This is a genomic window from Polynucleobacter necessarius (assembly GCF_900096765.1).
Classification (GTDB): Bacteria; Pseudomonadota; Gammaproteobacteria; order Burkholderiales; family Burkholderiaceae; genus Polynucleobacter; species Polynucleobacter necessarius_F.
On sequence record NZ_LT615228.1, the window covers coordinates 603,527 to 624,689 of the forward strand.

At 44.4% G+C, this 21,163-nt stretch carries 24 protein-coding genes, 3 tRNA genes and 4 pseudogenes; 16 read left to right on the plus strand and 15 right to left on the minus strand.

Annotated features, from left to right (window positions below; translation table 11 throughout):
• Nucleotides 1–89: 89 nt before the first annotated feature.
• The 3 genes from DXE33_RS03110 to DXE33_RS03120 all read left to right on the plus strand — a co-directional run bounded on the left by DXE33_RS03110 (nucleotide 90) and on the right by DXE33_RS03120 (nucleotide 389).
• Nucleotides 90–165, plus strand: a tRNA-Ala gene (locus DXE33_RS03110).
• 34 nt (nucleotides 166–199) lie between these two features.
• Nucleotides 200–275: transfer RNA gene (locus DXE33_RS03115), tRNA-Glu, on the plus strand.
• 37 nt (nucleotides 276–312) lie between these two features.
• Nucleotides 313–389 (plus strand) — tRNA-Asp (locus DXE33_RS03120).
• A gap of 179 nt (nucleotides 390–568) precedes the next feature.
• Here DXE33_RS03120 and DXE33_RS09590 read toward each other — a convergent pair.
• Nucleotides 569–964 carry an alpha/beta hydrolase gene (locus tag DXE33_RS09590; RefSeq protein ID WP_162785374.1) on the minus strand — a complete coding sequence of 132 codons (396 nt, stop codon included), beginning with the start codon at nucleotides 962–964 and terminating at the stop codon, nucleotides 569–571.
• Complete coding sequence (locus DXE33_RS03130) at nucleotides 897–1,304, minus strand: alpha/beta hydrolase (protein WP_114638585.1); 408 nt, start codon at nucleotides 1,302–1,304, stop codon at nucleotides 897–899. Before DXE33_RS03130 ends, DXE33_RS09590 begins: the two co-directional genes overlap by 68 nt.
• 57 nt (nucleotides 1,305–1,361) lie before the next feature.
• On the opposite strand from DXE33_RS03130, the gene DXE33_RS03135 reads away from it, so the two are divergent.
• A complete protein-coding gene (locus DXE33_RS03135; RefSeq protein WP_114638586.1) occupies nucleotides 1,362–1,850 on the plus strand; it encodes a DUF4118 domain-containing protein in 489 nt (162 codons plus the stop codon).
• Here the strand turns inward: DXE33_RS03135 and DXE33_RS03140 are convergent.
• Nucleotides 1,843–2,565 carry a M48 family metallopeptidase gene (locus DXE33_RS03140; protein ID WP_114638587.1) on the minus strand — a complete coding sequence of 241 codons (723 nt, stop codon included), beginning with the start codon at nucleotides 2,563–2,565 and terminating at the stop codon, nucleotides 1,843–1,845. The genes DXE33_RS03135 and DXE33_RS03140 overlap by 8 nt on opposite strands.
• 126 nt (nucleotides 2,566–2,691) lie before the next feature.
• Nucleotides 2,692–3,300, minus strand: coding sequence for a hypothetical protein (locus DXE33_RS03145; RefSeq protein WP_114639705.1), 609 nt, complete (start codon nucleotides 3,298–3,300; stop codon nucleotides 2,692–2,694).
• 172 nt (nucleotides 3,301–3,472) lie between these two features.
• Between DXE33_RS03145 and hyi the strand changes: the two are divergent.
• The 5 genes and pseudogenes from hyi to DXE33_RS03170 all read left to right on the plus strand — a co-directional run bounded on the left by hyi (nucleotide 3,473) and on the right by DXE33_RS03170 (nucleotide 7,180).
• Nucleotides 3,473–4,259 (plus strand): annotated as a pseudogene (gene hyi / locus DXE33_RS03150) (hydroxypyruvate isomerase).
• A gap of 27 nt (nucleotides 4,260–4,286) precedes the next feature.
• A complete protein-coding gene (gene glxR, locus DXE33_RS03155; RefSeq protein ID WP_197712041.1) occupies nucleotides 4,287–5,195 on the plus strand; it encodes a 2-hydroxy-3-oxopropionate reductase in 909 nt (302 codons plus the stop codon).
• Complete coding sequence (locus tag DXE33_RS03160; RefSeq protein ID WP_114638589.1) at nucleotides 5,195–5,785, plus strand: YqiA/YcfP family alpha/beta fold hydrolase; 591 nt, start codon at nucleotides 5,195–5,197, stop codon at nucleotides 5,783–5,785. The genes glxR and DXE33_RS03160 overlap by 1 nt, the downstream gene beginning before the upstream one ends.
• Before the next feature lie 237 nt (nucleotides 5,786–6,022).
• Nucleotides 6,023–6,487, plus strand: a complete 465-nt coding sequence (locus DXE33_RS03165) for an HNH endonuclease (RefSeq protein ID WP_231970351.1) — start codon at nucleotides 6,023–6,025, stop codon at nucleotides 6,485–6,487.
• A 252-nt stretch (nucleotides 6,488–6,739) separates the two neighbouring features.
• The gene (locus DXE33_RS03170; protein ID WP_162785395.1) at nucleotides 6,740–7,180 is read left to right on the plus strand and encodes a hypothetical protein; all 441 of its coding nucleotides are present in this window, start codon (nucleotides 6,740–6,742) and stop codon (nucleotides 7,178–7,180) included.
• Nucleotides 7,181–7,362: 182 nt separating this feature from the next.
• On the opposite strand, the gene DXE33_RS09735 is transcribed toward DXE33_RS03170, so the two are convergent.
• The 6 genes from DXE33_RS09735 to mltG all read right to left on the minus strand — a co-directional run bounded on the left by DXE33_RS09735 (nucleotide 7,363) and on the right by mltG (nucleotide 12,373).
• Nucleotides 7,363–7,701 carry a two pore domain potassium channel family protein gene (locus tag DXE33_RS09735; protein ID WP_197711973.1) on the minus strand — a complete coding sequence of 113 codons (339 nt, stop codon included), beginning with the start codon at nucleotides 7,699–7,701 and terminating at the stop codon, nucleotides 7,363–7,365.
• Nucleotides 7,702–7,971: 270 nt separating this feature from the next.
• Nucleotides 7,972–8,628 (minus strand): ankyrin repeat domain-containing protein, encoded by a 657-nt coding sequence (locus DXE33_RS03180; protein WP_231970353.1) that lies wholly within the window; start codon nucleotides 8,626–8,628, stop codon nucleotides 7,972–7,974.
• 47 nt (nucleotides 8,629–8,675) lie between these two features.
• Nucleotides 8,676–9,464, minus strand: a complete 789-nt coding sequence (locus DXE33_RS03185) for a TatD family hydrolase (RefSeq protein WP_114638592.1) — start codon at nucleotides 9,462–9,464, stop codon at nucleotides 8,676–8,678.
• A gap of 48 nt (nucleotides 9,465–9,512) precedes the next feature.
• Complete coding sequence (locus tag DXE33_RS03190) at nucleotides 9,513–10,649, minus strand: DNA polymerase III subunit delta' (RefSeq protein WP_197711974.1); 1,137 nt, start codon at nucleotides 10,647–10,649, stop codon at nucleotides 9,513–9,515.
• 4 nt (nucleotides 10,650–10,653) lie between these two features.
• Complete coding sequence (gene tmk / locus DXE33_RS03195; RefSeq protein ID WP_114638594.1) at nucleotides 10,654–11,304, minus strand: dTMP kinase; 651 nt, start codon at nucleotides 11,302–11,304, stop codon at nucleotides 10,654–10,656.
• Between the two features lies 1 nt (nucleotide 11,305).
• Nucleotides 11,306–12,373 carry an endolytic transglycosylase MltG gene (mltG, locus tag DXE33_RS03200; protein ID WP_114638595.1) on the minus strand — a complete coding sequence of 356 codons (1,068 nt, stop codon included), beginning with the start codon at nucleotides 12,371–12,373 and terminating at the stop codon, nucleotides 11,306–11,308.
• 20 nt (nucleotides 12,374–12,393) lie between these two features.
• Here mltG and ygfZ point away from each other — a divergent pair, with 20 nt between their 5' ends.
• A complete protein-coding gene (ygfZ, locus tag DXE33_RS03205) occupies nucleotides 12,394–13,398 on the plus strand; it encodes a CAF17-like 4Fe-4S cluster assembly/insertion protein YgfZ (RefSeq protein WP_114638596.1) in 1,005 nt (334 codons plus the stop codon).
• A 21-nt stretch (nucleotides 13,399–13,419) separates the two neighbouring features.
• A pseudogene (locus DXE33_RS03210) lies at nucleotides 13,420–14,309 on the plus strand (NRDE family protein).
• On the opposite strand, the pseudogene DXE33_RS09740 reads toward DXE33_RS03210, so the two are convergent.
• Nucleotides 14,306–14,611, minus strand: a pseudogene (locus DXE33_RS09740) (PaaI family thioesterase); the annotation flags it as partial. The pseudogenes DXE33_RS03210 and DXE33_RS09740 overlap by 4 nt on opposite strands.
• Nucleotides 14,612–14,626: 15 nt before the next feature.
• Entirely contained in the window at nucleotides 14,627–14,785 is a 159-nt protein-coding gene (locus DXE33_RS09745; protein WP_197711976.1) for a hypothetical protein, read from the minus strand.
• Nucleotides 14,786–14,838: 53 nt separating this feature from the next.
• Here DXE33_RS09745 and DXE33_RS03220 point away from each other — a divergent pair, with 53 nt between their 5' ends.
• The 5 genes and pseudogenes from DXE33_RS03220 to DXE33_RS03240 all read left to right on the plus strand — a co-directional run bounded on the left by DXE33_RS03220 (nucleotide 14,839) and on the right by DXE33_RS03240 (nucleotide 18,337).
• The gene (locus tag DXE33_RS03220) at nucleotides 14,839–16,305 is read left to right on the plus strand and encodes a protein adenylyltransferase SelO (RefSeq protein ID WP_114638597.1); all 1,467 of its coding nucleotides are present in this window, start codon (nucleotides 14,839–14,841) and stop codon (nucleotides 16,303–16,305) included.
• 21 nt (nucleotides 16,306–16,326) lie between these two features.
• The gene (gene msrB / locus DXE33_RS03225) at nucleotides 16,327–16,737 is read left to right on the plus strand and encodes a peptide-methionine (R)-S-oxide reductase MsrB (protein WP_456299483.1); all 411 of its coding nucleotides are present in this window, start codon (nucleotides 16,327–16,329) and stop codon (nucleotides 16,735–16,737) included.
• Nucleotides 16,738–16,763: 26 nt separating this feature from the next.
• Nucleotides 16,764–17,312, plus strand: a complete 549-nt coding sequence (locus DXE33_RS03230) for a septation protein A (RefSeq protein WP_114638599.1) — start codon at nucleotides 16,764–16,766, stop codon at nucleotides 17,310–17,312.
• Nucleotides 17,309–17,590 (plus strand): BolA family protein, encoded by a 282-nt coding sequence (locus DXE33_RS03235; RefSeq protein WP_114638600.1) that lies wholly within the window; start codon nucleotides 17,309–17,311, stop codon nucleotides 17,588–17,590. Before DXE33_RS03230 ends, DXE33_RS03235 begins: the two co-directional genes overlap by 4 nt.
• Nucleotides 17,591–17,628: 38 nt before the next feature.
• Nucleotides 17,629–18,337, plus strand: a pseudogene (locus DXE33_RS03240) (peptidylprolyl isomerase).
• A gap of 15 nt (nucleotides 18,338–18,352) precedes the next feature.
• On the opposite strand, the gene DXE33_RS03245 reads toward DXE33_RS03240, so the two are convergent.
• Genes DXE33_RS03245 through DXE33_RS03255 form a run of 3 tightly spaced genes read right to left on the minus strand, consistent with a single transcriptional unit; the run spans nucleotide 18,353 to nucleotide 21,145 of the window.
• Nucleotides 18,353–19,516 carry an MFS transporter gene (locus DXE33_RS03245; protein WP_114638601.1) on the minus strand — a complete coding sequence of 388 codons (1,164 nt, stop codon included), beginning with the start codon at nucleotides 19,514–19,516 and terminating at the stop codon, nucleotides 18,353–18,355.
• A gap of 14 nt (nucleotides 19,517–19,530) precedes the next feature.
• Nucleotides 19,531–20,646, minus strand: a complete 1,116-nt coding sequence (aroC, locus tag DXE33_RS03250) for a chorismate synthase (RefSeq protein ID WP_114638602.1) — start codon at nucleotides 20,644–20,646, stop codon at nucleotides 19,531–19,533.
• A gap of 43 nt (nucleotides 20,647–20,689) precedes the next feature.
• Nucleotides 20,690–21,145: a CBS domain-containing protein gene (locus DXE33_RS03255; RefSeq protein ID WP_114638603.1), complete on the minus strand. Its 456-nt coding sequence runs from the start codon at nucleotides 21,143–21,145 to the stop codon at nucleotides 20,690–20,692.
• Nucleotides 21,146–21,163 lie beyond the last annotated feature (18 nt).

Sequence of the window (21,163 nt, forward strand, 5' to 3'; positions counted from 1 at the left end):
ATTTGCGCGCTCGCACAAAAATAGGCTAAAATCTTGGATTGTTTTGAGAGTCTTGTAGTTTTAGAGTTTAGAGCGTAGAGCGAGATTTCGGGGGTATAGCTCAGCTGGGAGAGCGCTTGCATGGCATGCAAGAGGTCAGCGGTTCGATCCCGCTTATCTCCACCAAGATTACGAAACAACGTTTTACGCAGTAGTCCAGGTCCCCATCGTCTAGAGGCCTAGGACATCACCCTTTCACGGTGAGTACGGGGGTTCGAATCCCCCTGGGGACGCCAGTTTTTTTGGTTGTTTATGTTGCAAAAGATGTAATTTGGAGCGGTAGTTCAGTTGGTTAGAATATCTGCCTGTCACGCAGAGGGTCGCGGGTTCGAGTCCCGTCCGTTCCGCCAAATTCCATAAAAAAGCCCCCAATAATGGGGGCTTTTCCTTTATGGCTTACTCGTAGCCAATTCTCATTTTGAGAACCTTGCGGGTCTCTTTATGGGTATCTTCTTGTAGATGTTTTTCAACGGCACTTGTTTGAGAAACAAAATGTAATACTTCGTTCAAAACTATTTCGCGCTCATTATCAATTATCAATGGTAACTATGTGATAACTATTGCCTAACCAGATCAAACGACGCATTTCAGATTTACATAAGCGCAAGATTTCTTCAGCCGACCAGATTGAACAGGTGTCATCTTCTACAGACTGGATAATAAGCAGTCGAGATGATAAGTTCATCAAGTCATGCTTCGCCAAAGACATAAGGCCTTTGGCCTCATGCAAATGGCGGGCTGAGATGGATGATGATCCTACTTCGGATACTTTAGACGTCTTGAATTTTTCACTAATTCTGCGACGTAAATCTATATTTTTTACGCCAAAAGGTTCGCGTTCAGAGTACTCCCAGTTTTTAAAACCGAGAAAGTAAAAGATAAAAGATGTCCAAAAATGGCCTGTACCAAGGAACTGACCAGCCATCGTATTTCAGCACTGGTGACATCAGGATGAGTGATGCAATATCTGTTCTCTGGGACGCAACTGTCGCAGCAAGGGTGGCGCCCATGCTAATCCCTGCTAGGTTGACAGTCGCATACTCTTGTTGCTTTTCATCAATGATGTGATGGAGCTGGCTAATCCAAGACTGAAAGGTACTGGCAGGGTGCCCAAACAAGAAACCATCTAATTCTGGCACTAAGACCTCGTGACCAGCGGACTCCAAAAAGCGGGGAAGCTGCCCAAGTTCTAGTCCACTTCCATTTAACCCAGGAAGGATGATGGTTAAGTCATGTTTTTCAGGAGTTTTGATGACTTCTAACATGTGGGTATGGGCTTCGCTTCAGAATTCAGGTAGCATACACTGAAAAGAGTGGGAAATATGAAGCAAAATCTCAATTGCAAGCGTTGGTGTAGTAATAAAGCCTCAGGATATGGCATAGCCTTCTTTGGGGTTTTAATTGCTTTTGCTTTGCGTTTTGTGCTGCATCCGTTTTTGGGTGGTTCCTTACCCCTGTTTTTCTTTCAAATTAACACTATTCTCATAGCCTATTTTTTTGGCTTGGGACCTGCGATTTTGTCATTAATTCTCAGCACTCCATTGTTAATGTATTTCTTTATGGAACCCTTTGGTGAATTTACGGTAGTAGATTCCAGAGATGTCACCACATTATTGGTTTATCTAACATATACGATTCTGACTGGCTTATTGGTGGAATTACTTCGCCGCGAGCAATACAATGCCAAAATTGCAGTCCTTGTAAGTGAAACTCGCTTAAAGTTGATGGTTGAGGGAGACCAAAAAATGCGTAATCTCATTAAAAAATCTGCCTCATCGCCACAGAGCGGCTCCGCAAGTAGGGCTAACTAGACTTTTTTCCTAGGGGCTTCACTGCTTCTTTATAGAGAGGCTGAACTACCGGTAGCAACTCACTCAATTGCTCAATTCTTGTTTCGCCTGAGGGGTGTGTGGATAAAAACTCGGGTGGACTCTTGCCCTTGGTTGCTTTGATCATTTTTTGCCAGACACTAATAGCTGCTTGAGGGTTATAACCAGCTCTAGCTGCCAACTCCAAACCAATAGCATCTGCTTCTGATTCATTTTGTCTAGAGTTAGGTAAAACCAAAATATATTGGGCCGCTTGATTTGCTGCATTGATTGCCGAACCATAGCCACCGGCAGCAGCAAGCGCGATATTTGTCACAGCATTTTGTGCAATCGCTTGGGATAAGCGTTCGCGGCCATGTTCGCGAAGGGCATGTGCAATTTCATGACCCATGATGGCTGCAACTTCATCATCGCTGAGATTGAGCTGATCAATTAAGCCTGTATAAAAAGTGATCTTTCCGCCCGGAGCGCAGCTTGCATTTAGTATGGGTGCATTAATTAGGGTTAACTGCCACTTCCATTGACGGGTATCGTCCCGAAAGACACCAGTTTGTGCTATTAATCGATTCGATATTACTTTCAATCTATCGTAATCAGGGCCAGAGGTGACAAGGATTTGTTTTTCTTTGGCGCGTTGGTATTGATCGTTATAACTAATCGCAGAGAGGCGATCAACCTCGCCAGAGGAAATCAGCATGAACTGGGAGCGATTAACCCCTACCGCTCCTGACCTTGTGGTGTTGGCACAGGCCAGGAGGAGGGTGCATAGTGCAATGCTACAAGCTAATCTAAAACTAACTGCTCGAAACTGCATTGACCAAATTTATTTCTTTGGTGGGGTAATCGAGGCAGCCATGGCATCGTAGTAAATAACTTTTACCTGCTCGCCAACATTCACATCGGCTAGCAGCGCAGGATTCTTTACGGTAACGGTAGTAATCTTACCGCTCGGACCCTTCACGGATACGAGCTTCTTGTCGCGATTTACTTCTACGATATCGGCAATGATGGTAGTTTTATTGGCAATTGTTTCAGAGGGTTTCTCATTGGCTTTGGATTTGGTGACAGTATTTGTTTCAACTTTACTGCGAATGCCATCACTCTTAGTTTTAATTAGCTCAATTGCGACTGCTAACTGATACGTAATACTCAGGTGATCACCTTTTTTGATCTGATCAAAATTGGTAATTTCAGGGCCGGCAACAAACTTGGACTCGCCTTCTATATTTTTGAACGTAATCGTACGTTTTTTCTTATCCACCTTGACGACATCGCCTTCATAAAGAAGGTAGCTATTATCTACTGCAGCAGCATCAATCACGACTGGCTTAGCAGGACTAGGATCAGCTTTTGTGGACTGCGCTGTTGCTAAAGAAGTGCCAGTGCTCAAAACCGCAAGAGCAAGAGCGATTTGGGTAAGTTTGGTATTCATCATTTTCCTTAAGTAAGTTTGGTATTCATCATTTTCCTTAAATAGAGAAGTTGCCATTCAATATTAGCTTACTTTTGGATCATATTTGTCATTAAGAGGGTGGATTACCAGTTCGGTATAAAACAGACATCTTTGTTAAGATCACTTTGATGTTATTGGATAAAGGTTTGTGATGCCAAAATTTGCAGCAAATTTAACAATGCTTTTCAATGAAGTTTCTTTTCTTGACCGTTTTAAAAAGGCCAGTGAAGCCGGCTTTCAAGCGGTGGAATTTTTGTTTCCCTATGGCTTTTATGCTGCAGATATCCATAAAAACCTGACTCATAATCAGCTGCTTCTCGTTTTACATAATTTGCCAGCCGGAGACTGGGATGCTGGAGAGCGAGGAATAGCTTGTCACCCCGATCGAGTTGAGGAGTTCAGGGAGGGGGTAGCCAAAGCGATTGAATATGCCACAGTGCTGGGAGTTAAACAACTGAATTGTCTGGCCGGTAAAGTTCCGCCAGGAGTGAGCCCAGAGCAGCTTAGATCTACTTTTGTTCAGAATCTTCGATATGCTTCTGAACAATTACACAAGGCCGATCTACGCCTATTGATTGAGCCAATTAATACTTTTGATATCCCTGGTTTTTTTCTATCCCACACTGAGCAAGCAATTGACATTATTCATGATCATGAGGTAGGGGTTGATAATTTGTTTCTCCAGTATAACATCTACCATGCCCAGCGTATGGAAGGGGAGCTAGCAAGTACGATTGAAAAAAAATCTTGTCAAGATTACGCATATTCAACTGGCGGATAACCCCGGTAGAAATGAGCCTGGCTCCGGTGAAATTAACTATTGCTACTTATTTCAATTTCTGGATCGAGTTGGTTACCGGGGATGGGTTGGATGTGAATATAAGCCAGCCACCAGCACCGAGGCTGGGTTGACGTGGCTCAAGCAACTGAATACCTAATCACATACAAATTAATGAATTGGAGACATCATGAGTAATTCACTTAAACTGGGTTTTATAGGGCTTGGCATTATGGGCTCACCAATGGCAGGTCAACTGATTAAGAGTGGCCATCAGGTATTTATTCACACGCGCAGTAAAGTCCCAGCTGAACTTTTGGATACGAGCGCAACAGTTTGTAGTAGTCCTAAAGAGGTTGCTCAGCAAGCTGACATTATTTTTACTATGGTTCCAGATACTCCTGACGTTGAGAAAGTATTGTTTTCTGAATCTGGCGTTGCATCCGGGCTTGGCAAAGGAAAGATTGTTGTAGACATGAGCTCAATCTCCCCAATTGCCACTAAAGAGTTCGCAAAAAGAATTAATGAATTGGGCTGCGAGTATTTAGATGCCCCCGTTTCTGGTGGAGAAGTCGGTGCAAAAAATGCGACTCTTTCTATTATGGTTGGTGGTAATGAATCTACATTTAATACAGTCAAGCCAGTATTTGAATTGATGGGTAAAAATATTAATTTAGTGGGAGCCAATGGTGATGGTCAAACTGCCAAGGTTGCTAATCAAATTATTGTTGCCTTGAATATTGAAGCAGTCGCTGAGGCTCTCTTATTTGCGTCTAAAGCTGGTGCCGATCCAGCAAAGGTTCGTCAGGCACTGATGGGTGGTTTTGCTGGATCTAAAATTCTAGAAGTGCATGGAGAGCGTATGGTCAAACGCACGTTTGATCCTGGTTTTAGAATTGAATTACACCAGAAGGATCTCAATTTGGCTCTCAGTAGCGCCCGTGCTTTAGGGGTTTCCTTGCCAAATACCGCTAATGCTCAGGAGTTATTTAATGCCTGCTCTGCCCATGGTGGAAAAGCCTGGGATCACTCTGCGATGGTCAAGGCTTTAGAGAAACTGGCTAACTTTGAAGTTGGACAACAGGCCCAAATGTGATGGCAACAACACTGATTGTGTACTTGCATGGTTTTCGTTCCTCGCCGCGCTCAAGCAAAGCGGTGATGACGGGTGATGCTATTAAAGCCTTATCCACCGATGAGAATCCTATTGAATGGTATTGCCCGCAATTACTTGTCTCCCCTCGGGAGAGTATGGAGATGGTCGATGCCCAAATAGAAAAGAGTAGGGCGGATCGCATAGTGGTTATTGGATCTTCGCTGGGCGGTTTTTATGCAAATTATCTGGCCCAAAGGTATGGCTGTAAGGCTGTTGTATTAAATCCTGCCGTTCGAGCAGCCAGAGAGTTGGCCCCGCATGTTGGAATGATGACGGCATACGATAGTGATGAGCCGTTTGATTTTCGACTTGAGTACATCGATGAGCTTAAAGAACTTCAGGTTGAAAGTATCACAAATCCTGAGCGTTACTTTTTAATCGCCGCAAAAGGCGATGAGCTTTTAAGCTGGGAGGAGATGGTAGCTTTTTACCCAGGAGCTAAACAACTAGTGCTCGAGGGCAGTGATCACGGTATCACTGACTATGCTGATCATCTGCCCGCTGTACTTGAATTTCTGAACGCTGCATAAGCTTCTGCATTGCTTGCCAAGGTCTTATTCTGTAAGATAAATCATGCGATCGTGGCTATCTGGCAAGATCTAGAAAGGAGATTGTGTGCTAAGCATCTTGAAATTGGACGCAGGTGGAATTCCTCAAGGATGGGTTAACGCTGAAGAGGTCACGAAGCAGTACGCAGATATAATAGTGTCATTTAATAGTGTCATTTGGACCTTGGGTGACCCCATATTAAGGACCCTATATTAAGGATGCGCGGCGGCATTTCTCGCGCAAGCGGCAAGCAATCCATCATCGAACTTCATTCAATCATTGCTGTTAAAGGTAGCGCGAAGATCAATTTGTTTGATGTGGTGCCGGTTATCACTAAACATAAACTGTTTAAACGCGATCGTGGTTTATGCGCCTACTGTGGTGTGGTACCGCCCATTCATGAAAATGAAGCCGAGGCAGAGCACATTATTCCCCACATTATTCCCAATAGCCGTGGCGGTCAATATTCTTGGATGGATCTAGTGATTTCCTGTCGATCTTGCAATCAGCGCAAGGGTAACCGTACCCCAGAACAGGCTTGCATGGATCTATTATACGCCCCGTATTTGCCAAGTCTTTACGAGGATATGATTCTTAAAGGGCGTAATATTCTTGCTGATCAGATGGACTTTCTTGCCGCCAACCTACCTAAAAATAGCCGCCTTTTGGAACGCATCGTCTGAGCAGTGATCTAGTGCCAGAAAGTTTCTCGTTAAAGTTCCGCACTAATTCCTTGCGGATCATTCTTTTTGCCTTATTGCTTTCTGTTTTAGGCCATTTACTCCTTTTTTTGGGGATACCGTTTTTTTCATTTGGAAGCCCTCCTGAAATCGTAGATGATCTTATTATCAAAACAGATTTGAGGGTGGAGCCGCCGAAGAAGATTCAGCAAAGTAAGCGTCCAAATAAACCCACCGCTATCGATAAGCTTTCTAGTGCTTAGTGCTGGCTACAGTAATCAGAATCCGTTTATGGGTGAGCAGGGTGGCTCTCAGCAAGGGGTAGCCTTTAAGTTGCCGCAACCGGGAATTATTTATTACGACTCTTTTGTTGATGGACAAAAATATCAAACTGGGGAGATTGATTGGGTGGTAAGTGGTAATTCTTATCGTCTATATGTGAATATTCCCTATGCCTTTGTAGGACCCTTTGTTTTTGAATCTCGAGGAATGGTTGATGCCTATGGACTTGCGCCAGCAATTTATTGGTCCCAAAGAGGTGGTCGAGCGCCTCGGTATTCTCGCTTTGATCGAGATACCAATGGAGGCGGGAAGATGTTTTTTTCAGAAAAGCCAGACTTTACCCCAGCCATTCTTCCTGGAACCCAAGATCGTTTCAGTCTGATATTTCAAATTAGCTTCATTAATAAACGGTGATGAAAAAATGGATGAGCCCGGTAGCCTGCGCTCCATACTTGGCTATCAAAGGATCTGGAGTGGTTACCAGGTCGAATCAGGTCTGTTGAAGCAAGCGGTAGGGTTTTAGAGCTAGTTTTTAAGCAGAAAAATTCTTCTCCGGATCAGGGTGTCGCCATCAATTAATTTCTTTATGTATTTCTTTATGTCCTTGATCCTGAATGATTTTTATTGGTTTGATGATTCTTCCCAATCAAAGCCCCCATCATTGAATACAATGCCGCTCCAGACATGGACACCGCAAATATTCCGGTAAATGAAATAATGATTGGCAGAATTCTCCAGTGCTCAGTTAGGCTGTAGTCGCCGTAGCCTACGGTTGTATACTTGTATACATTTCGCCTGCAAAATAAAAAGTCTGAGGATTGGTGGGGAACACCTTTAGGGCTACACAGATATATGCCCAGGCAATAATTTCTATCAAGTGTGCGGCGATAATGAGCAATATTTTGCGATGAAATTGGAAAGGAAGTTTGCTCCATAGATGCGCTTATCTTCCAATATCTGATCTATCCAATGAAATGTCCCTGCAATCATCAGCACAATTACTCCGTGCATCGTTAGCATCAGGCAAGCCAAAATCAGGATTAACCAGATCTGACTATTTCCCATGTCCGCATTAATTTCATTAAATAGGACGGTAAAACTGGGTAGGTCAGCATTTCTAAATATATCTAATAGGATCATGTTATGTATGGCTTGGATCACAAGAATATATTATTTGACATAATAATGATTATACGCACAATGAACTAAGAGGGTTTAGTCCCTGGGGTTCTAACATGGCTCTTGTACGGCTCTTTATAAAGCTTTAGCCAGCGAGACTTTAAGCCATCTTCAATCCAAGGTTTCTCATAGATTTGGGCAATATCTATCGCAGTAAGCCCTTGTGAATTACGAATTTGGAGATCTGCACCCTTATCTAAAAGATATTTAATCAGCTCTTCATTGCCTGATTGGACGGCCATCATTAAAGGTGTGCTGCCACTGGTGCTGAGGGAATTTACATCAGCGCCGTTCGAGACTAGGAACTGAGCTACATTCAGGTGGCCACGTGTACAGGCGTAATGCAATGGTGTCCAGCCAATATGGTCAATGCGGGCATGCTTCTGAAGGACTAGAGTCTTTACCATTGGCAAATCACCCTCAATAGACGCAATCATTAAAGGTGTTTCACCATATTTATTGGATAAATCAACGTCTATATTTTTGTTATCCATCAAATATGCTGCAACCTTATAGGATTTATCCCGTATAGCCAGAAGCAACATGGGATTCCCCTTGGGATCTACAGCATTGGGGCTGACACCTTGAGCAACTAGGTCCTTTACCTCGGAAATATCATCAAACTTAGCTGCTTTCGTAAAGTCTGTAATTTGAGAGTCTGTTTGAGCTGTGGCATTTAGCAAACAACAGATAGTAAAAAGCCCTATTAATATCTTAATAAACAACATTATTATAAATTTCTATCTATTTGAAAACATTGATAAAAATTCATGCTGGTTTGATTCGCCAGCTGTTGAACCGAGATGCCTTTTAGATTGGCAATAAATTCGCCTACATTTGCCACCCAAGCTGGCTCATTGGTTTTCCCGCGGTATGGAATTGGGGCCAAATAGGGAGAATCCGTCTCAATTAACATTCTTTCTAAGGGGACTTGTTTGCAGATTTCCTGAAGATCTTTAGCGCTCTTAAAGGTTACGATTCCTGAAAAAGAGATATAAAATCCCATTTCCATTGCTTGTTGGGCAACCTCTAGACTTTCGGTGAAGCAGTGCATGACTCCGCCAATAGTCTGCGCACCTTCTTCTCTCAGAATATTGATGGTGTCTTCAGATGCAGAGCGAGTGTGAATAATCAGTGGCTTATGAGCTGATAAAGCGGCCCGTATATGGGTTCTGAAGCGCTGTCTTTGCCATTCCATGGCTTCGTAACTGCGATCGCCCATTCGATAGTAATCGAGACCTGTTTCGCCGATGGCAACAATCTTGTCATGCTTTTTAGCAGTCTCGACTAGAAACTCTAGGGTCGGTTCTGGGGTATCTTCGTAATCGGGGTGCACACCAATAGAGACATACAAATTAGAGTGTTCTTGAGCTAGGCGAAGAACATTGGGAAAGTCTGGTAGATCAACAGAGACGCACAGCGCATGGCTCACCTTAGCCGAGCGCATATTTTCAAGTACCTGAGGTAAGCGCTCTGAAAATTCAGGGAAATCGAGGTGGCAGTGTGAATCTATAAACATGAATGCTTATGCTTATTTTAGTCTGCCTAGCATGAAAAGCAGTTTTGCCTATGTTTCAAAAATTTGCTGATATTGAGCCAGCAGAGCCTCAAGTTGAATTCGGTTTGCTAATGGGTGGTTTTCTGTTCGCCTAGCTTGAACTAAGGATTTCCAAAAATGTAGGAGTTTTGGTAGCTGCGCTGTTTGGGATAAGCCTTGTAGAGTGCCAATGTGCTTTGGATAATAGCGAGGCGTTCCACTTTGAGTGACTAGTAACAAATCAGAGACCCAGCGTTGCATAGTGGCTAACAAAAAAGAAAACTGAGCTTTATGGGTTTTCTCGGCAGCATCTAGCCAAGCAATACGGCCACCTTGCGCCATGGACTGTAATAGATAACGAGAAGCTGCAATCGAAATAGTCAATTCATCTTTGTCATCCTTGTTATGTCTAGCACGCAAGGAGTCCAGAACAGAATACGGCGCTCCACCCTGCTCGTCGTAAATAGTTTCAATGTCCCCTTCTTTTGCTTGAAGGCCAGCTATCAAGGGAAGTTGCGATTTGAGCCAAGCCAATCCTTGAGTGCGATTTGGACGTGGTGCGGTAAGCAGTCGACAGCGCGAACGGATTGTTGGAAGCACCCTATCCACACGATCCGCGAGCAATAAAAAAATAGTGTTGGCCGGGGGTTCCTCAAGCGATTTCAGTAAGGTATTTGCAGAATCAGAGCGAAGCATCTCTAATGGATATATCAAAATAACCCGATTTCCTCCGCGATGGGATCCAATAGATAAACCTTCAATAGCGCTGCGTGTTTCCTCAATGGAGATATTCTTCTTTTCCTTTTTTTCCGCCCCATCGCCATCGGAATCTTCTCGGGCGGTTTTGCCTTTTTTGGGGGTCTCATCGCTTTCATAGTCGCCATGAGGCAAGAGTTTGCGATGGGTTTCGGGCACAAGGGCAATAAAGTCAGGATGGTTGCCGGTATTAAACCAGTGACATGCTTCACAGTGATCACAAGGCTTAGTCAATCGATCGCTCGATTCGCACAGCAGGGCCTTGGCTAGCTCTATTGAAAAGGCAAACTTTCCAATGCCCGCTTGACCATGGAGCAAGATGGCATTTGGAAAGTTGGCAAAGTCCAGTGCATCCCAAAGCGGTCTGAGCCATGGAGCAATGTTGAGTTCGCTACGCTCTACTGGAGGCATGCCATCACACATCTATTTGGACTTTTTGTCCTAGAGCATTGAGATCATCCCAAATAACTTCAGGTGTTCGAGTGGCATCTACTAAATAGAATCGATCTGGATCTTCCTGGGATCGTCTTAAATACTCTTGGCGGACTTTCTCAAAAAAGTTTAAATCCATTTTTTCAAATTTATCAGGGGCGCGAACTTTCGAACGTCTGGATTGGGCAATTTCTCCAGGTAAGTCAAACAATATAGTGAGATTAGGCTGAAGTAATGATCCATCTGGTCTGCTCTGAACCCATTTTTCTAGATCATTTAATTTGCTAAGGCTCAGGCCTCGACCGCCGCCCTGATAGGCAAAGCTTGCATCGGTAAAGCGATCGGAAATCACAATTTTTCCAGCCTGCAATGCTGGTTCAATCACTTGAGCAATATGCTCACGTCTGGCGGCAAACATCAGAAGAGCCTCTGTTTCTAAATTCATTGGAGCATCTAACAAAAGCCCTCTAAGTCGCTCTCCTAGGGGGGTGCCTCCTGGCTCACGAGAGATAATGACCTCTCGGTTTGGGTAGCGTTCTTGCAGGAGCTGAGCAAATCTTTCGATATGCGTACTTTTACCAGCACCATCAATACCCTCAAAGCTAATAAAAATTCCTGGAGAATTGGATTTCATATCAGTTGGTTTTCGGCGCTAATTTGCGTTGATATTGGTCTACTGCCGCTTCATGCTCGCTTAGTGACTGAGAAAAGTGGCTACTACCATCGCCTTTGGCAACAAAATACAGGGCTTTAGATTGAGCTGGATAAATGGCTGCTTGTAACGACTCTTTGCTTGGCATAGCAATTGGGGTGGGAGGCAATCCTTTGTGCATATAGCTATTGTAGGGATTATCTTTACGCAGATCTGATTTACGCAAATTCCCGTCAAATTTTGGCCCTATCCCATAGATAACAGTTGGATCGGTTTGAAGGGGCATGCCTTTATTTAAGCGATTTAGAAATACTGCCGCGATGAGAGGTCTATCGCTAGGTTTACCAGTTTCCTTCTCGATGATAGAGGCCAAGATGAGGGTTTCGTATGGCGTTCTTAAAGGTGAAGATGGAGATATCTGCTCCCAGTTTTGATTTAACTGTTTTTGCATTGCTGTAGAGGCGCGGCGATAAATATTAATGTCGGGTTCATCCGGATCAAAAACGTAGGTGTCAGGGAAAAATATTCCCTCTTCACTTGGGTAATGCAAATTCAGGCTTTGTAATAAAGCTTTAGAGCTCATTCCCCTAGTTTGGTGAATCAGCGCAGGGTGCCTATCTACTAGAGCTCTTAATTGCCAGATAGTCATCCCAGGAATAATCGCAATACTCTCGCGAACTCGATCGCCTCTGGCAACTTGCAAAAGGAGTTTGCCTAAACTAGCCCCCGTCGGAAATAAATAGGTGCCTGGTTTTAGTTTGGAACCAACAAATAATGCACGTGCACTAACTTGCAAAAGGAGTGGGTTAATTGATATCCCCTGCCCCTGCAATTGCAGTGCAATACTATTTAATCCAGATTGAGGTGCAATTTTTACTTTAAAAATCTCAGGAGTGTCTATATTCCCCTCGCGCGGGACTACAGGCCATAGAAATAAAGCGCTATAGCAAATAATCAGAATTACCAATAGGCCGATAAAGTAGGTTTTAATGTCAACCCGATTAGGCTTTATCTGTTTAAAAAGAGATCTTTCCTGAATTTTTCTGCGCATCACGCTATGATAAAAGGGAGATGACACAGACTAGCCAAAACACACTAACTCAAGGGCAAATGCCCTCATCCGGCCTAAGTGCTTTGCCTGATTGGGGCTTAATTTTGGTAGAAGGTCCAGATGCCCTGACCTTTTTACAAAACCAGCTAACGAATTCCGTTGAGGGCCTTGAGCCAACCCTTTCGCCAAAGATTGCTCATGGGCACAAGTCAGTAAGGTTGATTGGATACTGTAGCCCCAAAGGAAGATTATTGGCCAGCGCATGGGTTGGCTTGTTTCCAATTCTTCAGGGTGCAGAAGATCGCTTTGCATTATTCATCTCGAAAGATATAGCAGCTAGCATTGCTAAGCGCCTGTCGATGTTTGTGTTGAGATCTAAAGTGAAGATTTCTGATGCATCTACATCATGGAATAGCTCAGCCTTTTATTCAAAAGTAAGTGAGCTTGGTAATTTTTCAATTGAAGAAAGCCAGATCGGCTTACGCTTACCTGATGTGATGTTGAACAACGAATCATATGCTCGTATCTTGGTTGCCCAAGAAGCCAGACAGCCAAGTGTATCGATTGATCCTGCCGCCCTTCGTCCCATCAATTCTCTAGAAGTCATTAGCGCGATACCGCGCATTGTTGCGGCAACTCAAGAGGAGTTTGTGCCGCAAATGATCAACTTTGAATCTGTTGCTGGTGTTGATTTCAAGAAAGGATGTTATCCAGGTCAAGAAATTGTTGCGCGCAGCCAATACCGAGGCGTAATTAAAAAAAGACGCCTCTTTCTAGCTCATTGCCTGGGGGGTATTGAGCCGGCATTCGTAGCTCCTGGCGTAGAGCTATTTCATAGTGTTGATCCAGCCCAGCCTGCAGGGATGGTGGTGTTATGTGCCCCAAGCAGTGTTGAGACCAATAGAGTGGATTTTCAGATTGAGTGTAAGTTAGAGGCCTTGGAGACAGGTCAAATTCATCTAGGAGATGTGCGTGGTCCTGTGTTAAAAATAGATTCATTGCCCTACCCTTTGATAGAAATATAGCCTCAGCTTTCCAAACCCTTTATGTGCCTCATTCTTTTCGCTTGGAACTCGCATCCTGACTACTCCTTGGTGGTGGCTGCCAATCGCGATGAGTTTTATGAGCGTGACACGGAAGGTATCGCATATTGGCCAGAGCATCCTCATGTTTTGGCTGGTAGAGATCGGGCTGATGTTTTAGGGAGTCCAGGTACATGGTTAGGTTTTAGCAAGGCTGGTAAGTTTGCCGCCTTAACAAATGTTCGAGCGCCTAGCGAAAAAAATCCTGATGCAAGAACGCGCGGAGAGTTATCTACGCTGTATCTTGCAGGCAAAGATGGGCCCAGAACGTTCGTTCAAACACACTCTAAACAGTTTGGCCTCTATAACAGCTTTAATTTATTGATGGCCGACCTGAGTAATCCTGCCAATCCTGAAATGCACTGGGTAAGCAATCGCATGATGATGGGCCAGAGCATTCGTCCCCGCAAGGTCTTTCCACATCAGCCGCTAGACCCTGGAGTCTATGGATTATCCAACGCCATGCTAGATACCCCCTGGCCCAAAGTGAATTACCGTGTGGCTGCATTTGCACAGGCTTTGGCTATGGATCATGGCCAGTTAAAAACGCCGATCAGTATTTGAGGGTCCTAGCAGATACACATCATGCTAGCGACCATGAATTGCCAAACACTGGTGTTAGTAAAGAGTGGGAAAAAGCCCTCTCCCCGGCTTTTATTAAAACTCCTTCTTATGGCACTCGCTCTAGCACCATACTTCGCGTGCGCAAGGATGGTCACTTTGAAATGGTAGAGCGTCGCTTTGATGCAAGTGGCACCATTGGCCATGATGTGATCACCGGGGCGTTAATGACTGCCCCTGATTCTAATTTATCTGTCTATTATCTGTCTAGCACAATACCTAGCATGAGTTAATCGGCGCGCAAGTCTTCGTTTATCACGCGCTCACCTTTAGCGCCGCGCGTTGCTAATTTACGAATGAACTGGAAAGTCCCAGTTGCCATACAGCAAATTTCACCCTGATCGTTGTAAAGCTTAGCCTCACAAAATGCCATGGTGGCAGTTCTGCGAACCGTATCTGCTTTAACGCGTAAAACACCATTAGCCGCTTGCATGAAATTATTCTTGAGTTCAATGGTCACCACGCTTCGGTCGCTTGGATCGCCAGAGCGAGCAGCAACAGCCATTGCAACATCCATAAGCGTTAATAAAACTCCACCATGCGCAACGGCCTAGGTATTGGTATGTTCTGGTTTGAGTGCTAGGAGGATTTCGCCCTTACCCATTTCGGCGCTTAAGAAACGAACTCCCAAAAGTTTAAGAAATGGAACGTTGAGTTCTTCCCCTAAATTGGTGAGTTGTGTTTGGGTATTGAGTTGTAGCGGATTCATTTCTTCATTTTAGAGGGGCTACCTGATTTTGGAAATACACCTAGAATAGTCAAATGGCTTTTACCCTTGATGGCGATGACGTTTGTCAACCGATCTCCCCAACACCAATTCCGGACCCCTACTGGGTTGGGTTTTCATCATCGGCTGCCCAGTTAATTGGGATTGAACTATCTGATGATGGCTATCCTAGAGACCCTCAGTGGCTTGAGGTTTTAGCTGGAAACAGCCTAGAGGTTTCGAATCATCAATTTACCAACCCAATTGCCACCGTCTATAGCGGCCACCAATTCGGGGTTTGGGCCGGACAACTCGGTGACGGCCGAGCAATACTGCTCGGCGAAATTGCTGGACAAGAATTGCAGCTCAAAGGTGCGGGTATGACACGTTACTCACGCATGGGTGACGGTCGTGCAGTTCTGCGCTCGTCTATCAGAGAATTTTTATGTAGCGAAGCCATGCATGCCTTGGGCATACCAAGTACCCGAGCATTGTCGATAGTTGGCTCCCCACTTCCTGTTCGCAGAGAGACAATGGAGACTGCGGCAGTTTGTTCACGTTTAGCCCCTAGCTTTATTCGAATCGGACATTTTGAGCACTTTGCCTCGTCGCAGCAATATGTCCGACTGAAAGAGCTTGCCGATTTGTTAATCCGGAATCATTACCCCGAATGTTTAAATGCAGAACAACCGTATTTAGATTTGTATAGCAAAATCTGCGAGCGCAACGCAATACTAGTTGCTCAGTGGCAGTCTGTTGGATTTTGTCATGGAGTTTTGAATAGTGACAACATCAGCGCCCTAGGCTTGACAATGGCCTATGGACCTTTCGGATTTTTAGATCATTTTCAAATCGATCATGTTTGCAATCATAGCGATCAAGCTGGTCGCTACGCCTATCATCGTCAACCCCAGATTATGCATTCGAATATGGCATGTCTTGCAAGCGCTTTTCTACCGCTGATTGAATCCAGTTGCGATGAAGCAAAGGCTCAGACGATTTTGCGTGACGCTTTGGAGCACTTCCCACGGGTCTACGCTAAAACATGGCAAACCCTTTTTAGATCAAAGCTGGGCTTTGAAGTCTCACATGAAAATGATATTGGGCTTATTGAACGCTTAATACAAGCAATGCACGACTCAAGAGTCGATTTCACTAGCTTTTTTAGGCAGCTTGGATCTGTGCGACAGGAGCAAAAGCCTGCTGAGCTACTTTTACGGGATCAGTTCATTGACCGTCCTTTAATTGATTGTTGGTTTGGCGATTACCTAGAGCGCCTCAAGCTTGAGTCAAGTGATGATATAAAAAGAAAATCCAAGATGAATGCAATCAACCCGAAGTACATCTTGCGTAATCATCTTGCGCAGACCGCCATTGAGAATGCGCAGAACGGTGATTATGCTGAAGTTAGTCGCTTGCTTCGTATACTAAGTAAGCCCTATGATGAGCAGGCAGAGTATGAAGATTACTCAATAGCGCCTCCTGATAGCCTTCAAAAAATAGCGGTAAGTTGTTCTTCCTAAAATATTTATTAGCAAAACATGATGAAAAAAACTGATCAAGAATACAAGGAAATATTGACTGATATTGAGTATCGAGTCACTCGTGAGGCAGCCACTGAAAGACCTTTCACCGGAAAATACTGGGATCACTGGGATCAAGGTCAATATCTTTGTGTTTGTTGTGGCACACCACTATTTTTATCGGAGGCTAAATTTGATGCTGGCTGTGGATGGCCGAGTTACAGCTCCCCCAACGAAGCCTCGGCAATCAAGGAGGTCCGGGATACTTCTCATGGCATGATCAGAACTGAGGTACGTTGCACCAAATGTGACGCACATTTAGGTCACGTTTTTGAGGATGGTCCTGAGCCAACAGGCCTCAGATATTGTATTAACTCCGCATCTCTAGACTTTGTTCCGAGTGAAAATGCGCAAGCCATCAAAAAGGGGTAATTTCCAAAAGGCTGGATAATCTAGTGATGAAATTCTTATTCGACCTATTTCCAATCATTCTTTTCTTTATCGCCTTTAAGTTTAGCGATATTTATACCGCTACCATTGCGGCAATGGTGGCGACAATTGTTCAGATATTGTGGGTCTACTATCGACATCGCAAAATTGATGCCATGCAATGGGTGAGTTTGGCCATGATCGTGGTGTTCGGAAGCCTCACCATCTTTTTGCATGAAAAAACCTTTATTCAGCTCAAGCCCACTGCCTTGTACTGGCTATTTTCTGCCACCTTGCTGATAAGCGCCCTATTTTTCAATAAAAATTGGATTGCTGTGCTGATGGGTAAGCAGGTGACCTTAAAATCCCAGAGCGCCAAAACTGTTTGGCATCGCTTGAATTTAGCTTGGTCAGCCTTTTTCTTTGTAATGGGCGCCTTAAATCTATATATTGCGTTTCAGTATTCCGAAGAAACCTGGGTTAACTTTAAGCTCTTTGGTAGCACTGGTTTGTTAATTATCTTCATCATTATTCAGGGCGTTTGGCTGGCGCGTCATATGGAGCACCCTGATCAATGAGCATTAATCAAGCCCGAATTGCCTCATTTAAGGAGGATCTTGCCAAAGCTTTTGATGTCTTGGATCTGAAAATTGAAGATGAAAGTCATCTGCATGCAGGACATGCAGGCGCCGCCGCCGGCGGCCACTTCAAGTTAACAATAGTTGCTCCGCAATTTGCAGGATTGTCAGCTGTTGCACGTCATCGTGCGATCTACGCAGCCCTGAGCCGTCATATCCCTGCGCAAATTCATGCCTTAACAATATCTGCATTTAGTCCCGACGAAAAGGCTTCCTAATTAATATCCCCTTCATATCAACTAAAAACTCTATGACTATGCGAATTTCAAACTATTTAATCCTGGCTGGACTTGCCACGCTACTCACTAATACAGCCATTGCTCAGAATGCAGCAATTGTGAATGGAAAAGCAATTCCAAAATCCCAACTAGATAAACTGGTTCAAAAATCTGGTCAGGCTGACAATCCTCAAGTTCGTGACCAGGCGCGTGAAATGCTGGTTACTAGAGAACTCATTTTGCAAGAGGCTGATAAGCGTGGTGTGATTCAAAAAGAATCTGTTCGCGAACAATTAGAGCAGTCACGAATAGGTATTTTGGTTGCGGCAGTCTTTGAAGATTATGTTGAAAGAGAAGGTGTCACTGAAGCTGAACTCAAGGCTGCATATGATTCTGTAAAGAGTCAATATTCTGGCAAGGAATATCACGTTGAGCATATTTTGGTTGAAAATTCAGCAAAAAATGGTGGTGATTTAGGCTGGGTGCTGGGTGACTGAGCAGTCTTTAGTGCCCGAGTTTTCAAAGTCAATGGTTCAACTTAAAAATGGTCAAGTAAGCGATAAACCAGTGAAATCCCAGTTTGGCTGGCACATTATCAAAATGGTTGATACACGAGATCTGAAAGCGCCTAGCTTTGAAGAATTGAAAGCGCAACTCAAAACAATGATTGCCTCTGATCAGAATTGGCAAAAAGCAAAGTTTGCTGAGATGATGCAAAAGCTCCGCGCTAAAGCTAAGGTGCAGTAAAGCTTTAGGCGGTTTTTAGTGTTTTCTGGCGAGGTGAAGGTGGGGGCGCATTCTCTGAATCGCCATCCCTGCTAGTCCACAGGCAAATGCTGACATCACAAAAACATCTCGTGGCTGGGAAAGATCCCAGATCCAGCCTGCACAAAGTCCGCCTAGTGTTCCACCTAAACCATAAGAGACGGTAGCCATAATGGCTTGCCCTCGCGCCTGCATTGGTCCTGTAAACCAGCGTTGTAACAGCTTTGTTGCAGCACTATGGTGGGCAGCAAAAGTTGCTGCATGAAGTAATTGAGCAAACATCAAAACTGAGGTAAGCGGCAAGAACGCGATCAAAATAAACCGGATAACACCAATTCCGAAGGCGCCCTGCAATATGACCTCGGCATCCAATCGACTTAAGAGTTTGTTTTGAAAATAAAAGAAAACTACCTCTGCACCTACGCCAAGGGCCCAAAATAAGCCTATCTGAAATTTGTCGTAACCTAAATTGGCTAGATAGAGGGAGTAGAAAACATATAAAGAAGCGTGGGCAAAAATCATAAAGAAACCAGAAATCAGGAACCAACGAACATCTGGATTTAATAGAACTGCGACAAGCTCGCCCTTCACCATCTTACGACGCTCCATCTTTGGCTCATGCAGGCAAAAGGTAATAGCGGCTAAGGCGATTAAAACAACTGCGCCGACGATTGGGTAAAGCTCAATTCCCCTTCTTTGAAATAATTCGCCGGCTACCAAAACCATTGCTATAAAACCTATTGATCCCCAAAGCCTCAAACGGCCATAGTGCTTATCAAAGGAGTTATCCTTGTACAGGGCATGAATAGTAGCTGTTTCCCCTAAGGGCATTTGACTACTCAAGATGGTGTGAAGCACAAACATCCAAATAAAAAAGCTGAAGTAGCTATGTAACAAGAAGATACATAAGAAAATCAATGCAGCCAAACAAGCGCAAACACGAATAATGTCAATGCGATTGGATAGATAGTCTGATAGCCAGCCCCAGCTAAAGGGTCCAATGATGCGAGTAATTTGCAACATGGACATTAATACGGCAATTTCGATAACATTAAAGCCATGGTCTAAAAAGAACAGACTGGCGTAAGGGGATACAAGTCCAACGTAGGCAAAATATAAAAAGAAAAAGGACCCGAAGGCCCAACGTAATGATGGTGTCATCGCGTGATCAAAAATTAGTCGCGGATTGAGTCTGGGCGATATGCGGGTATAGGTTGTGCTGAAACCTTCACGTCGCCGCATTGAGCCCGATGGCGTAGCGCATGATCCATCACTACTAGAGCCAACATTGCCCCAGCAATCGGTGTGGCGCGGATACCAACACAAGGATCATGGCGCCCTTTTGTCTGGACTACAATCGAATTACCATTTAGATCAATCGATTGTTTGGGGCTCATGATGCTTGAGGTGGGTTTGATGGCGATTGATACGCGTAGATCTTGTCCAGTACTGATGCCGCCTAATGTTCCACCGGCGTTATTGCTTGCAAATCCATCGGTATAGAGCTCATCTCCATGTTCACTTCCGCGTTGAGCTACTGATTGAAAACCAGCGCCAATCTCTACACCTTTAACAGCATTGATACCCATCATTGCATGTGCAATGTCGGCATCCAATTTGTCAAACAAGGGCTCGCCAAGACCAATAGGCACATTACGGGCACGTACTTCAATTTTTGCCCCGCAGGAATCTCCTGCTTTACGCAGATCATCCATATAGGCTTCTAGTTGAGGAATTACTTGTGCATTTGCAGCAAAAAATGGGTTTTGAGAAATCTGATCAAGATCTTGAAATGGAATATTGATGTCACCGAGTTGGCTCATATATCCATAGAACTCAGTGCCATATTGCTCCTTAAGCCATTTTTTGGCGATGGCGGCGGCTGCTACTACTGGGGCAGTTAAGCGTGCTGAAGAGCGGCCACCACCGCGAGGGTCCCGAAGACCATACTTATGCTGATAAGCGTAGTCTGCATGACCAGGACGGAATGTTTGAAGAATATCACCGTAATCTTGACTGCGTTGATCGGTATTGCGGATTAACAATCCTATCGGTGCGCCAGTCGTTCTTCCCTCAAAAACGCCAGAGAGAATTTCAACTTTATCTTCCTCTTTGCGTTGAGTGACATGTCTAGAGGTGCCTGGCTTGCGTCGAGCGAGATCGATTTGCAGGTCAGATTCAGTCAGTAGCATGCCCGGTGGGCAGCCATCAACTACTGCCCCAATAGCTGGACCGTGAGACTCGCCAAAAGTTGTAACGGCAAAAAGGAGGCCTAATGTATTTCCTGACATAGCGACATTATGTCATTTGTCAGGATTATCTGGCTAGAAACGCTTAGTTGGCAGCCTTTTCAGCGTCTTCAGGCCAATCGCGAATGTAGGCCTTAAGCATCGTATTTTCAAAATCTTGGGCTTCAACTACCGATTTTGCAACGTCGTAAAAAGAAATAACCCCCATCAACATTTTTTGATCAATAACCGGTAAATAGCGAGCATGGTCAACCAACATCATGCGGCGCACCTCATCGATTTCGGTTTCCATATTGCATGTCAAGGGTTTTTGATTCATGACCGAGCGCACTTGAAGGCCATCTAGTTTGCCGTGATGCTTTGCCAAGGCGGAGATTACCTCTCGGAATGTCAGTATCCCGACTAATTTTTCGTAATCCATAACGACCAAGGAGCCGATATCGTGCTCACTCATGACCAGTACTGCGGTTTGAAGTGCTGTCTCAGGAGCAACTGTAAACAAGGTGCTTCCCTTCACACGCAATATGTCACGAACTTTCATTTAGTCTCCAAAACAGGC